The organism is Pseudoxanthomonas sp. X-1 (assembly GCF_020042665.1).
Lineage (GTDB): Bacteria > Pseudomonadota > Gammaproteobacteria > Xanthomonadales > Xanthomonadaceae > Pseudoxanthomonas_A > Pseudoxanthomonas_A spadix_A.
This window is the reverse complement of record NZ_CP083376.1, coordinates 4,029,214-4,042,430: the sequence shown is the minus strand read 5'-3', so window position 1 is coordinate 4,042,430 and position 13,217 is coordinate 4,029,214. Positions and strand designations below refer to the sequence as shown.

The window sequence follows — 13,217 nt, the reverse complement described above, 5'->3', positions numbered from 1 at the left end:
GGCATGGTCGCACACTGGTGGAGGTCGGTTGCGGCGAGGGCGCCGCGCCCCCACGCGGTAACCGAAGGATGCGGGACCCCCGGCAAACCTCCGACCTCCCGTGAGGTGCGAACAGCAGACAGCCGCAGAAAACGCCTTTCTTAGCCGCAGGCGAGGGGAGGGCCGGGGAAGGGCATTTTGCTTGGGCTTTGCAGGTGTGGCGCAGGAAGCCCCCCCCTCCCGGCCTCCCTGCCCGCGCCGCAGGCAAGGGCCAAGCGGATCGCCACGAAAACAGGGCGCCGCCCCGTCGTTCCCGCGGACGCGGGAACCCTGCGCCTACTGGCTTTCCGGATGAAATTCGCCAGGTCTTCCTCCCTCGAAAAGACCCTCGGCGCCTCCCGGCCGGCACTTAGTACCAATGTGCTAATGCCCGCCGCCGCGCCAGGGGCTACCGTGCGCCTCGTTCCGTGGGTCGCACCGCCCGCGCCCTCTCCTCAGGAGTCCCTCGACCATGCACATTCCCAGCTCCGGCTTGGCGCCGTCCAAGCCGCTTCCGTTCTACCGGCACCTGTACTTCCAGGTGATCGTGGCCATCGTCATCGGCGTGCTGGTCGGCTACTTCGATCCCAAGCTGGGCGAGGCGCTCAAGCCGCTGGGCGACGCCTTCGTCAAGCTGGTGAAGATGATCATCGGGCCCGTGATCTTCCTGACCATCGTCACCGGCATCGCCGGCATGACCCATCTGCGCAGCGTGGGTCGGGTCTTCGGCAAGGCGATGATCTACTTCCTGTTCTTCTCCACCCTGGCGCTGGTCGTGGGCATGGTGGTCGCCCACGTCGTGCAGCCGGGCGCGGGCATGAACGTCAACGTCGCCGACCTGGACCACACCAAGGTCGACCAGTACGTCAACGCGACCCACGACATGACGGTCACCGGCTTCCTGATGGACATCATCCCGAAGACGCTGATCAGCCCGTTCGTGGGCGACAACATCCTGCAGGTGCTGTTCGTGGCCGTGCTGTTCGGCATCGCGCTGGCGATGACCGGCGAACGCGGCCGGCCCGTGGTCGATTTCCTCAACGCGCTGGTCACCCCGGTGTTCCGCCTGGTGCACATCCTGATGAAGGCCGCTCCGATCGGCGCCTTCGGCGCGATCGCCTTCACCATCGGCAAGTACGGCCTGGCGGTGCTGGCCAACCTGGCCTGGCTGGTGGGCAGCTTCTACATCACCTCGCTGCTGTTCGTGCTGGTGATTCTGGGGCTGGTATGCCGGCTGTGCGGCTTCTCGGTGCTCAAGCTGATCCGGTATCTGAAGGCCGAGCTGCTGCTGGTGCTGGGCACCTCCTCCTCCGAGTCGGCGCTGCCCTCGCTGATGGAGAAGATGGAGCAGGCCGGCTGCAAGAAGTCGGTGGTCGGCCTGGTCGTGCCGACCGGCTACTCGTTCAACCTGGACGGCACCAACATCTACATGACGCTGGCGGCGTTGTTCATCGCCCAGGCGACGAACACCGAGCTGACCCTGGGCCACCAGATCACCCTGTTGCTGGTGGCGATGCTGAGCTCCAAGGGCGCCGCCGGCGTCACCGGCGCAGGCTTCATCACCCTGGCGGCCACGCTGTCGGTGGTCCCGGAGGTGCCGGTGGCCGGCATGGCGCTGATCCTGGGCGTGGACCGCTTCATGTCCGAGTGCCGCTCGCTGACCAACTTCACCGGCAACGCGGTGGCCACCATCGTGGTCTCGCGCTGGGAGAACGCGCTGGACCGCGACAAGCTCAACGCGGCCCTGGACGGCAAGCTGGAGTCCGATCCGGACCGCCTGCCGATCACCGCGTAAGGCCCGCCCGCGCGACATCGACCCTGAGGCCGGGCCCGCAAGCCCGGCCTCTTGCGTCTGGCGGCAGACGCCGCGGCTCCCGCCAGATGGGACCCGCCACCGCCCCCACTGCCGGTCCGCTCAGGATCGCGGCGCTAGAATCCAACCCCCATCGAAGATGCCCACCACGCCGATGTCCAAAGAAGAATTCAAGCAAGCCGCGCTGGACTACCACAGCCAGTCGCCCGCCGGGAAGATCAAGGTCATCGCCACCAAGCCGATGATCACCCAGCGCGACCTGGCCCTGGCCTATTCGCCCGGCGTGGCCTATGCCTGCGAGGAGATCGCCGCCGATCCCAAGGCCGCCAGCACCTACACCGCGCGTGGCAACCTGGTGGCGGTGATCACCAACGGCACCGCGGTGCTGGGCCTGGGCGCGATCGGTCCGCTGGCGGCCAAGCCGGTGATGGAAGGCAAGGGCGTGCTGTTCCAGAAGTTCGCCGGCATCGACGTGTTCGACATCGAGATCAACGAGACCGACCCGGACAAGCTGATCGAGATCATCGCGGCGCTGGAGCCGTCCTTCGGCGGCATCAACCTGGAGGACATCAAGGCGCCGGAGTGCTTCCAGGTCGAGCGCACGCTGCGCGAGAAGATGAACATCCCGGTGTTCCATGACGACCAGCACGGCACGGCGATCATCGTCGGCGCGGCGGTGCTCAACGCCATGATCGTCACCGGCAAGAAGATCGAGGAGGTCAAGCTGGCGACCACGGGCATGGGCGCGGCCGGCATCTCCTGCGTCAACATGCTGGTCTCGCTGGGCCTCAAGCCCGAGAACATCCTGGCCCTGGACCGCGAAGGCGTCATCCACACCGGCCGCACCGACCTGGACCCGGACAAGCAGCGCTACGCGCGCGACACCGACAAGCGCACCCTGGCCGAGATCGTCGAGGGCGCGGACATCTTCCTGGGCCTGTCGGCCCCGGGCATCCTGACGCCCGAGATGGTCAAGTCGATGGCGCCGCAGCCGATCATCTTCGCCCTGGCCAACCCCAATCCGGAGATCATGCCGGAGGTCGCCAAGGAGGCGCGCCCGGATGCCATCATCGGCACCGGCCGTTCGGACTATCCGAACCAGATCAACAACGTGCTGTGCTTCCCCTACCTGTTCCGCGGCGCGCTGGACTGCGGCGCCACCGGCATCAACGAGGAGATGAAGGTCGCCTGCGTGCGCGCCATCGCCGCCCTGGCGCGGCGCGAGGCCTCTGACCTGGGCGCGGCCTATGGCGGCGAGACGCCCAGCTTCGGCCCGGACTACCTGATCCCGCGTCCGCTCGACCCGCGCCTGCTGGTGGAACTGTCCAGCGCCGTGGCGCAGGCGGCGATGGACTCGGGCATCGCCGAGCGCCCCATCGAGGACATGGAGGCCTACCGCAACACGCTGAGCCAGTTCGTCTACCGCACCAGCCTGATGATGAAGCCGGTCTACGACCGCGCCCGCGCCGATCGCAAGCGCGTGGTCTATGCCGAGGGCGAGGAGGAAGTGGTGCTGCGCGCGGTGCAGACCGTGGTCGACGAAGGCGTGGCCTTCCCGATCCTGATCGGCCGCCCGGAGGTGATCGACCAGCGCATCACGCGCATGGGCCTGCGCCTGGTCGCCGGCCAGGACTTCGAGGTCACCAACATCCATGACGACCCGCGCTTCAACGAGTACTGGCAGACCTACCACGCCCTGACCGAACGCCGCGGCGTGACCGTGGCCGCGGCCAAGGAGCTGATGCGCTCGCGGCCGACTCTGATCGCGGCGGTGATGGTGGCCCGCGGCGAGGCCGACGCCATGCTTACCGGCATCGTCGGGCGCTTCCACAAGAAGCTCGGCTACGCGCGCAGCGTCATCCCGCTGGAGCCGCGCGTGAGTTCCACCTCGGCCATGACCGGCGTGATCAACCAGCAGGGCGCGTTCTTCTTCGTCGACACGCACGTGCAGGAAGATCCGACCGCCGAACAGATCGCCGAGGCCACGCTGCAGGCCGCCTTCCGCCTGAAGCTGTTCGGCATCGAGCCCAAGGTCGCGCTGCTGTCGCATTCCAACTTCGGCAGCCACGATTCACGCGATGCGCTGAAGATGCGCGCGGTGCGCGAGCTGCTGCTCAAGCGCCGGCCCGACCTCAACATGGACGGCGAGATGCAGGGCGACACCGCGTGGGACGAGACCCTGCGCCGGCAGATCATGCCCAACAGCACCCTGAAGGGCCGCGCCAACCTGTTCGTGCTGCCCAACCTGGAGGCAGCCAACATCGCCTACAACCTGGTGCGCGTGTTCACCGAGGGCGTGGCCATCGGCCCGATCCTGATGGGCGTGTCCAAGCCGGTCCATATCCTCACCGCCAGCGCCACCCCGCGCCGCGTGCTCAACATGACCGCCATCGCCGCGGTCGACGCCCAGATCCGCGAGCAGCTGGCACAGCGCGGCGAGGGCGAGTAAGCGGACCGCCCCTGCGCAATGCTGGCCGCATGAGGCCAGCATTGCGCGGTCCTTCCGCTGTTCTTCATGCCCGCGAGCGAGGGAATCCAGGGCTTGGCGCTGCGCATCGCCGATGCGCGCGACAAACCTGCACGCCTGCCAACGGGCGCCTGGCGACCTGCTTGAATCTCCACAGTCCAGCACGCATTCCCTAGGCGCGCCCGCGGTTGGGCGCTCTTAGGAGAAATGCATGCCGCACCATGAAACAGTCGCGCTGACCGGCGTCATCGAACACGTCTTCGCGCATCGCTTTACCCTGCAGTCGGGCGACCAGGTCCACCTTGCCGACCTGGGTCCCAAAGGCGCCGAAGCCTTCCCCCTCCAGCAGGGCCTCTCAGTGAAGCTGGAAGGCGAACGCCGGCCCTCGGAGATCAAGGTCACCCGGATCAGCAAGAAGGGCGGACGCTTCGTCGAAGTGGAGCACAAGAAGCCCCACCACGGCCCCAAGCATCACCACCATCACCCGGATGTGCCCGCCGATCCGCGCGCCGCGCTGGCCGCCGTCAAACAGGCCGGATGGACCCCACACGGCAAGCCGGAACGCAAGCCGAAACACTTCGAAGTGCTCGCCTACCAGGGAGAAGGCGACTGGACCGAACTGCACGTCGACTTCGCCGGCACGATCTACAAACAGAAGCCCGCCGACCCCGACAAGTGGGGCCTGGAAGCCTGATCCACCCAAGCGCCCCGGCCCCGCCGGGGCGCTTTTGCTTTCGAACGGCGGGGCGACACGTTGAAGCCCCGACCATGAAGCACGCGGCACCCGGGACAACAGGAATGGCGTCCCATAGACCACCGCTGGCGGCCCGTTGCGCGGGACGACACGCGCGGGGCCCAGCAAGCGTCGCGACTTCGGACTAGCGCCTGCTCCTCGGACGCTCCTTGAACTCGGCGATCAGTCGCGCGAGGTCGTCATCCTCGGCGTAGAAGTACGCGACGGGGAGCTTGAGCACGGCGGCCAGCCGCTGCAGGGTCTGCAGGTCGGGCTGGTGGACGCCGGTCTCGTAGCGGTTCACGCGGGTGCTGGCGACGAACTCGTCCAGGCCGGCGGCGATGCCGAGGGCGCGCTGCGAGATCGCATGCGCCTCGCGCGCCTGGCGCAGCCTGCGGCTGTAGACGGGAAGCGCCTGCTTGTCAGCCACGGGCGCGTGAGGGAGTGCCTTCCATGCACGAAAGCTTCCGGCGACCCGGAAGTCCTCGATACTACGATTAACGTAGCCTAGTCATCCGGGCAGCACCGTTGAGCAAGTGGGACGCGGAATCGGACCAAGTTCGTCTTGGCTGATCCGGTTGGCGCATGCCCGGATCCGAGCGGCGAGGCGCAGCATCTTGCCGTCGCGCGGCCCGTCGGGCTCGACTGCGGCAGCTAGGCGTTTTCGCTCCAGCGTGCTGCGGTTCCTGTCATCCCTGTCCCCGGCGGGCCTGTCAGCTGTGCCCACCTGCGACAGGCTAACTCGACGCCCTGGTCTGTCCCAGCTGACGCATCACTCGGGCCAGGGTGTCGAGTGGAGCGTCGCTTCGGCATGCATCGAGGACCTTCAGCGCTTCGGCGTCATCCTCGATGTAGAAGTAACTCGTCGGCAGCGCGAGCACGCTGGCAAACCGCTGCTGCAGGCCCAGCTTGGGTTGATGGACGCCGGTTTCATAGCGACTGATCCGCGCACTGGCGCCGGACTCGTCCAGGCGCGCGGCGACCGCCAGATGGAGCTGGGAAAACCCGTAGAAGTCCCGCGCCTCGCGCAGGCGTCGGCCGTAGACATTGCCTGGCGGCTTCCGCGTCATGCGTGCATATCAGTCCTCGATATGCGGAAGCTTCGGAAACGGCGCTTGACATCGATACTACGTAAAACGTAGTGTTCATGGTGCTACGTATATCGTAGCCATGGGGGCCTTTCGCCTTGAGAGCCGGCGCGTGCGGCCGCCGCTCGGCGTGGGCGTGGGAAAGCAAGTCAACAGACGGGAATGCACCTTCGCCTGCGGCTGTCCGACGGCCGCAACGCTCAGGTCGTGCCTGTCGGATGCCAACGGGGAAGACGCATCATGGAGTCGAGGCAATCACCACACGTCGTTCGCAGCATGCTGTTCTGGGTCGCCGTCGCGCTGAGCGGCGCGGTCGACGCACAGGAAGTCATACGCAAGACCGATAGCGGCAACCAGCCCACGGACTCAGGACAGGACGACCAGCCGACCCAGTCCGCCGTTCAACTGGACACCGTCCAGGTCACCGGCACCCGCATCAAGGGCGGCACCACGCCCTCGCCGGTGATCACCCTCGACAGCACCCGCATCCGCGAGGAAGGCTTCACCGACCTGGGCGAGGTGATCCGCAGCCTGCCGCAGAACTTCGGTGGCGGGCAGAATCCGGGCGTCGCGGTCGGTGCGGCCGCCGGAGGACCGGCCAATCAGAACATCACAGGCGGTTCGAGCCTCAATCTGCGTGGCCTGGGCCCCGATGCCAGCCTGACCCTGCTCAATGGCCGCCGTCTGGCATACAGCGGATTCGCGCAGGCGGTGGATCTGAGCGCGATCCCGCTGGAAGCGGTCGACAGGCTGGAGATCGTGCCCGATGGTGCCTCGGCAGTGTACGGGTCCGACGCGGTGGGTGGCGTGGCCAATGTCATCCTCAAGCGGGACTTCGACGGCATCACCGTGGGTGGGCGCTATGGCGGAGCGACGGGGGGTGGCCTGGCAACGCGCGAGGCCACCGCGACCGCGGGCACCACGTGGGCCAGCGGCGGACTGATCGCGGCGTGGAAGCAGGCGTCTAACGATCCCATCCGCTCCGATCAGCGCGGCTATGCCCGCACCATGCTGCGCCCTTCCACGCTGTGGCCCGATGGCGAACTGCGCAGTGGCATCCTCAGCCTGCATCAAGACCTTGGTGAAACGGCCGAACTGCAGCTGGACGGATTGCGCAGCGCGAGGGAGACACGGACCTCCCAGTCGTACGGAAGCGTGTACTACCCGTACCGGGCCAAGACCCATACCACGCTGGTTGCGCCGAGCCTGAGGTGGCGCCTCGGCGACGACTGGAGCCTGCACCTTGGCGTCGCGCTTGGCAAAGACAAGACCGAGTTCGGCCAGCCGGCCGTCCTGGCGTCGACGGGGCACGCGCTGAGTAGTGGCACGGGGGCCTACAGCAATGCCAGCCACAGTTACGAGCTTGGGGTGGAAGGCGCGATCCTGGTGCTGCCCGCTGGCGACGCGCGGCTGGCGGCGGGCGTGGGATACCGCTCCAACGACTTTCTCTACCGAGGTTACGCCGATGGCGCGCAGGCCAGCCGCTTCGCTTATGCGGAAGTTGGCGTCCCGCTGGTCGATGCGGCCCAGGGCATCCGCGGAATCGAACGCCTTGAACTGAGTGGTGCGGTACGCAGCGAAGATGGCGACTACGGGCGGGTCAATACGCCCAAGCTGGGAATGATCTATGCGCCCAGTGGCTCGCTCACGTTCAAGGCGGCGTGGGGCAAGTCGTTCAAGGCGCCGACGCTGATGCAGCGCTTCTCTGGACAGACCGGCATCTACTATCCGGCCTCTACCTTCGGCGCCACCGGTCTTCCGGCCGACGCCACGGCGCTGTGGCTCTCCGGCGGCAACAGGAACCTGCGGCCGGAACGTGCGCGCACCCGCAGTGCGTCGCTGGCCTTCCATCCCGTGGCGCTGCCGGGGCTCGAGGTCGAGCTGACCTGGTTCGACATCGATTACACCCAGCGCATCCTGCAGCCCATCACCTCGTACGATGTGTTCAACAATCCGCTGTACGCGGACTTTGTGGTATCGGCACCGAGCGCCGCCGAGCAATCCGCGGCATTGGCCGGCGTGAGCGACTTCTACAATTATGTCGGTTCGCCTTACGACCCCGGCAAGGTGGCGGCGATCATCGACGGACGCTATGTCAATGCATCGCAGCAGCGGATCAAAGGGGTCGATCTCTCCGGCTCCTACCGGTTCGAGGCAGGCCGGGGGCACCTGGCGATACGCGGTTCCGCGAGCTGGCTCGACAGTACGCAGTCCATCGCGGCGGATCAGGCGCCCGTCGAGCTGGCGGGCACGCTGTTCCACCCGGCGCGCATCAGCGCCCGGTTGGGCCTGGTGTGGGACCAGGACGGCCTGACGGCGAGCCTTTTCGGAAACTACAAAGAGGGCGTCAAGGACACGACGCGCGACACCGAGGGCGCCTCCTTCACCACGATGGACGCCACCTTGCGTTACCAGACGGGCGCGGGGAGCCAGCCGTGGAGCGGGTTGGCGCTCGAGGTTTCCGGGCAGAACCTGCTCGACCGTGCGCCACCTTCGTACCTGGCGCCCTCGTCCAGCTATGCCCCGTACGACTCGACGAACTATTCGGCGGTCGGGCGGTTCCTGAGCGTGTCCGTGTCGAAGCACTGGTGAGGGCGATGCGACTGCTGATGCTGGTGGCCCTGCTGTTGCCTGGATGCGCCGGCGCTGCGACCAGGGTCGGGCCACGCGACCTGATTGAAGTCGCCGACTTCGGGCCCCCGGTGATCTCGCCGGACGGCCGGCAGGTGGCGTACCGGGTCGAGCAGGCCTCGGTGGAGCGCAACACGTATGACGCCTTCTGGTACGTGCAGTCGCTGGAGCCGGGCGCCCTCCCCAGGCGTATCGCGGATGGGGGCGTGGTGTTGCGCGACTCAGCGGGTACGCCTCTGCCTGCCACGGTGCTGTGGTCGAGCGACGGGCGATGGGTGTACTACCGCGCCTTGATCGACGGCAGACTCGATGTCTGGCGTGCTTCGACCGACGGCGCTGGGGCGCGGCCCATCACGCAGGACCCGGCGGATGTGAGGGCATTCACGCTCTCGCGGGATGGCCGGCGCTTGCGTTACAGCGTCGGCGCGACGCGCGAAGCGGTCACGGCCGCGGAGCAGGCGGAGTACGACCAAGGGGTCCGGATCGACGGCACGGTGCCTATCGGCCAGGGGCTGGTGCGCTCCGGTGCCGTCGAGGGGAGGCTGGCGACGCAGCGCTATGCCGGGCTCTGGTTCGATCGCGCCGCGCTGTTGGCCGATGTGCCGGACCGCTGGAAGGCGCTGGACCTGGCTACCGGAACGCTCGCCGAGGCCGAGCCGGAGCCAGTGGATGGCGTCCCGGACGAAGCGCGCATCGCGCGCCGTTTTCCCGATGCGTGGAAAACCGCCGCCTCGTTCGACGGTCGCCGGGTCGCCGTGCTGACCCGGTTCGGCGAGAAGGACGGTCTGCAGTCGCCCCCCAACGTCAGGCTGTCGGCGGCCACGCTCGATGACGAGGGCCCGCCCGTCGTATGCACGCATGCCCTCTGTACGGGCCAGGCGATCTCGGCGATCCAGTGGCGACCCGGGCGTGACGAGGTCCTGTTCACCGTGACCGATCGTCTGGCGGGCGGCGCGCAGTCGATCTTCCGATGGGAGGTGCGGACGGGCGCGGTGCATCCGGTGGCGACAGCGGCCGGACTGCTCAACGGCGGCCGGGAGATCGGCAGCAGGTGTGGCGCATCCGCCAGCATGCTGGTGTGTGTCCGTGCCAGCGCCAATCAGCCGCCGCGCCTGGAGGCCATCGACATCGATCTCGGAGCCGCGCACGTGCTGTACGACCCCAATGGGGCACTGGGCCATGCGCTCGCCATGTCGGCTCCTGCGGTCGTGATGCGTTGGCGAGACGCGCGCGGGCAGGTCTTCACGGGTCAGTTCTACGCCGCCAGGTCATCGCCTGGGCAGCCCGCGCCTCCGCTGTTCGTCAACTATTACCTCTGCTCGGGGTTCGTCCGGGGCGGGGTGGGCGATGAGTGGCCCTTCGCCAGTCTCGCGGCAAACGGGATCTCGGCACTGTGCATCAACGACACGCCGTATCGGCTGGATCCGCTGTCGCGCTACCAGGATGCGCGCTCGGCGGTGGAGAGCGCCGTCAGGCAGCTTGCCGGCGAGCATCGCATCGACCCGCACCGCGTCGGTATGGGCGGCCTGAGCTTTGGCAGCGAGGTGACGCTGTGGGTCGCCATGCAAACCGATCTGCTCTCGGCGGCGTCGGTCAGTTCGCCCTCGGTCTCTTCCACCTACTATCTGTTCGGATCGCTGAAAGGCGACCTGTTCGCAGCCGGGCTGAAGGAACTCTGGGGCTTGGGCGCTCCAGACCAGATGCCCGAGCGCTGGCGATTGCTGTCGCCCGAGTTCAATGTGGACCGCATCCAGGCGCCGGTCCTGTTCCAGATGCCGGAGCAGGAATACCTTCCGGCGTTGGACTATGCGGCCGAGTTGATACGGCGGGGAAGGGCGGATATGTATGTGTTCCCGAACGAGCCGCATCAGAAGTTCCAGCCCCGGCACAAGCTGGCGGTCTATGAGCGCAACGTGGACTGGTTCAGGTTCTGGCTGCAGGGCATCGAAGACCCGTCCCCGAGCAAGCAGGCCCAGTACAGCCACTGGCATGAGATGCGAAGGCAAGGCAAAGCCATGTCTGCCGAGGATTCCGCATCACCGCGTCAGCGATGATGACGCACCCAGTTCTCGATCATGCACAGATCGAAGAGGCGCATGAAAGTGTCGTCCCGCGCCACCGGGGGGTGCGTCAGATAGCGCTCGAGCGCCGCCCGATCCAGCAGGCCCTGGGCCTGAAGGCTGCCGTCCAGCAGGAAGCTGGCGATGGTCTGCCTGCTCCTGCGATACGCGCTGGCGGTGTAGTTCATGAAGGTGCCCTTGCTGCGTCGGTTGAGGATCGCTTCGGGCAGGGCCTCGGAGAACGCGTCCCGTGCGATGGCGCGGTTCCGTCCACCGTCAATCCACATCCAGCTCGGGACGCGCAGGCAGGCCTCCACCACGGGCTGGGCGAGCAGGGGCATCCGGACGCGACGCCCGCCGCCCCGCGGCGTTGCGTCGCCGAAAAGCTGTGTGCCGATCAGCCCCAGGACGCGCTCCCGGTCACCCACGAGCGCGCTCCGAGGCGCGCTGAACCAGGGATGGGGCGTCAGGGAAGGCAGTCGCCAGTTCGCGCTGAGAAACCGGGTGTCCGGTGCAGGAGGATCGTGAGGTTTCCGGTAGAGCTTGCGCAGGGTCAGCCATGCGGCCTTGGCCACGGTGCAGCCGTGCAGGCGGCTCAGGTTGGCGACCGCTTTGAACCCCTCCGCCAATCCGCCTGCCCGGAACGCGTCCGCAGCGGGCGAGGCCGTGGTCAGGTAGGCGAATACCGTGTCGCCGCCGCCGCCGGAGAACAGCGCGCTCACCTTGGCGTGTTCGGCCGCCTCGTCCATGATCCGGCCCACACTACGGCTCAGGGCCCACACGGCCGGGCGCAGTGACGACGCCGGCACCGGGAAGCCGATCCGTGCATCATCGAAGTCAAGCGTGCATGCGCGAAGCTCCACATCCAGCAACTCGGCGATCAGCGCGGCGTAGCGGCGCTCGTCCGCCCCGCGCAGCGGCGTAACCGCGGTACAGCACGACACCCGCGCGGCGGTCCTGGCCAGGCATGCGCCGACGATGGAGGAATCCAGCCCGCCGGAAAGCTCGAGCAAGAGGCTGCCATCCTCGCTGGCCAGGGTATCCACCACCTTGGTCACCGCCTCACGTATCGAACCAGCCGCTGTCGCAGGATCGCGCCGGTGCTGCGCTCCTCCCAGGAACTGCCAGGGTGTCCACATCGCTTGACTGTCCGCGTGGCTCCGCGCGGTCAGCGTCACGGCGCTGCCAGGAAGCAGCTCCTGGAGGCCGGCCAGCCCCGTACGTTCCAGCTTGAGGTGGGGGTAGGCCAAGCAGTGCTGGATGAACGTCCAGTCGATCACGCTGCGATAGAGCCCAACACCGGCGGCGATGCCGACGCTCGAGGTCAGGAAGCAGCAGGGCGCACGTGGCTGAAAGGCACAGCCCACGGCGCCGGAAGGGTCACGCAGTACCGACACGGCGCCGCTCCCGTCATCGGCCGGAAGCAGCACGACGTATTGGCCCCAGAAGCGCTCGAGCAGCTGCCGGAACATGGTGGCCTTTTCCGCCTGCCGCGCAAAGGCGGAGGTGAGCTCTGCCTCACGCCCATGGTTGTCGTAGAGCTTCCCTACGCATAGGCCGCCGCCGGGCACGCTCGCGACAGGCGTCGCGTCCGGCGCGAAGAGCGTCACCCGGCCAACCTGGCCGCGAGGCCGCATTCCCAGGCGGATGAGTTCATCGAGGACGCTTGCGCGTTCCGCATCCTCGGCGAAGAGCCCGATGTAGTCGTAGGGCATCAGATCACCCGGATCGGCACATGGGACTCCGCGTTGCCCAGCGTGTCGTTCAGGACGCAGCGGCCGCGCTGTACCCACGCGTGCGCGGAGAACGGATCGCACGCGACGCCGATCACCAACTGTGCGTCATGCCCATGCGCCTGCAGGAAGCGCATGAGGGCCAGGGAGTCGATCAGGCAGCGCATCTCGATCGGGACGTAGGGTCGGATGGCGTTGAAGCTGGCGGCCAGCAGGAGCACCTCGTCGCCCGGTGCCGTGCTGCCAGGAGTCTCGCCGTGTGTCCGGCTCCTGCCGAGCGCCATGGCGATCTCTCCCAACGTGCGTGTCCTGAGCCGGTGGCGCGCCATGAGCACGACGCGAAAGACATCGGTGACCATGCGAATGGAGCAATCCTTGCGCGCATGACCCGCCTCCACCGCGCTCCATTCCGGAGCTTCGAGAGGCACGAGCGGATTGGAAGAATCCGTTGACGGCCCTTGCTGCAGAATCTTGTGCGCGATAAGGCGCGCGACGGTCGGGTCATGGGGATTGTGCGTTTCGAGATAGCGGCGGAAGCCGCGCTCGAGCTCCTCGGAAAGCGAAAAATAGCGATCTCTTTCGATATCCAGGAAGACGAGCCGGCCATCCAGCTCGCAGAACGAGAGATCGGGATTCAACTGGATGCCCATGCGTCCCCCTCGGGAGAGAGGCGC

Annotated in this window: 9 protein-coding genes; 5 read left to right on the top strand and 4 right to left on the bottom strand. The window is 67.3% G+C overall.

Annotated features, from left to right (window positions below; all coding sequences use genetic code 11):
• Window positions 1–490 precede the first annotated feature (490 nt).
• The 3 genes from LAJ50_RS18175 to LAJ50_RS18165 all read left to right on the top strand — a co-directional run bounded on the left by LAJ50_RS18175 (window position 491) and on the right by LAJ50_RS18165 (window position 4,992).
• The gene (locus tag LAJ50_RS18175; RefSeq protein ID WP_138652952.1) at window positions 491–1,813 is read left to right on the top strand and encodes a dicarboxylate/amino acid:cation symporter; all 1,323 of its coding nucleotides are present in this window, start codon (window positions 491–493) and stop codon (window positions 1,811–1,813) included.
• A gap of 172 nt (window positions 1,814–1,985) precedes the next feature.
• The gene (locus tag LAJ50_RS18170; RefSeq protein WP_138652954.1) at window positions 1,986–4,280 is read left to right on the top strand and encodes an NADP-dependent malic enzyme; all 2,295 of its coding nucleotides are present in this window, start codon (window positions 1,986–1,988) and stop codon (window positions 4,278–4,280) included.
• A 229-nt stretch (window positions 4,281–4,509) separates the two neighbouring features.
• Window positions 4,510–4,992, top strand: coding sequence for a hypothetical protein (locus LAJ50_RS18165; protein ID WP_138652956.1), 483 nt, complete (start codon window positions 4,510–4,512; stop codon window positions 4,990–4,992).
• A 184-nt stretch (window positions 4,993–5,176) separates the two neighbouring features.
• On the opposite strand, the gene LAJ50_RS18160 is transcribed toward LAJ50_RS18165, so the two are convergent.
• On the bottom strand, window positions 5,177–5,461 hold the full coding sequence (locus tag LAJ50_RS18160; RefSeq protein WP_138652958.1) for a helix-turn-helix transcriptional regulator: 285 nt from the start codon (window positions 5,459–5,461) through the stop codon (window positions 5,177–5,179).
• Between the two features lie 307 nt (window positions 5,462–5,768).
• Window positions 5,769–6,101, bottom strand: coding sequence for a helix-turn-helix transcriptional regulator (locus LAJ50_RS18155; RefSeq protein ID WP_205961525.1), 333 nt, complete (start codon window positions 6,099–6,101; stop codon window positions 5,769–5,771).
• Window positions 6,102–6,395: 294 nt separating this feature from the next.
• Between LAJ50_RS18155 and LAJ50_RS18150 the strand changes: the two genes are divergently transcribed.
• Together LAJ50_RS18150 and LAJ50_RS18145 are read left to right on the top strand one after the other, a co-directional pair.
• Complete coding sequence (locus LAJ50_RS18150; protein WP_171044587.1) at window positions 6,396–8,711, top strand: TonB-dependent receptor; 2,316 nt, start codon at window positions 6,396–6,398, stop codon at window positions 8,709–8,711.
• Window positions 8,712–8,716: 5 nt separating this feature from the next.
• Window positions 8,717–10,804, top strand: a complete 2,088-nt coding sequence (locus LAJ50_RS18145) for an Atxe2 family lasso peptide isopeptidase (protein ID WP_138652960.1) — start codon at window positions 8,717–8,719, stop codon at window positions 10,802–10,804.
• On the opposite strand, the gene LAJ50_RS18140 is transcribed toward LAJ50_RS18145, so the two are convergent.
• Window positions 10,795–12,525 (bottom strand): asparagine synthase C-terminal domain-containing protein, encoded by a 1,731-nt coding sequence (locus LAJ50_RS18140; RefSeq protein WP_138652962.1) that lies wholly within the window; start codon window positions 12,523–12,525, stop codon window positions 10,795–10,797. The two genes, LAJ50_RS18145 and LAJ50_RS18140, sit on opposite strands and share 10 nt — an antisense overlap.
• Entirely contained in the window at window positions 12,525–13,193 is a 669-nt protein-coding gene (locus tag LAJ50_RS18135) for a lasso peptide biosynthesis B2 protein (protein ID WP_138652964.1), read from the bottom strand. The genes LAJ50_RS18140 and LAJ50_RS18135 overlap by 1 nt, the downstream gene beginning before the upstream one ends.
• Between the last annotated feature and the right edge of the window lie 24 nt (window positions 13,194–13,217).

What these genes read in the sequence shown, in the direction of transcription:
- LAJ50_RS18175 (WP_138652952.1), top strand. Translation starts at nt 491, where the DNA reads ATGCACATTCCCAGCTCCGGCTTGGCGCCGTCCAAGCCGCTTCCGTTC.
- LAJ50_RS18170 (WP_138652954.1), top strand. Translation starts at nt 1,986, where the DNA reads ATGTCCAAAGAAGAATTCAAGCAAGCCGCGCTGGACTACCACAGCCAG.
- LAJ50_RS18165 (WP_138652956.1), top strand. Translation starts at nt 4,510, where the DNA reads ATGCCGCACCATGAAACAGTCGCGCTGACCGGCGTCATCGAACACGTC.
- LAJ50_RS18155 (WP_205961525.1), bottom strand. Translation starts at nt 6,101, where the DNA reads ATGACGCGGAAGCCGCCAGGCAATGTCTACGGCCGACGCCTGCGCGAG.
- LAJ50_RS18150 (WP_171044587.1), top strand. Translation starts at nt 6,396, where the DNA reads ATGCTGTTCTGGGTCGCCGTCGCGCTGAGCGGCGCGGTCGACGCACAG.
- LAJ50_RS18145 (WP_138652960.1), top strand. Translation starts at nt 8,717, where the DNA reads ATGCGACTGCTGATGCTGGTGGCCCTGCTGTTGCCTGGATGCGCCGGC.
- LAJ50_RS18140 (WP_138652962.1), bottom strand. Translation starts at nt 12,525, where the DNA reads ATGCCCTACGACTACATCGGGCTCTTCGCCGAGGATGCGGAACGCGCA.
- LAJ50_RS18135 (WP_138652964.1), bottom strand. Translation starts at nt 13,193, where the DNA reads ATGGGCATCCAGTTGAATCCCGATCTCTCGTTCTGCGAGCTGGATGGC.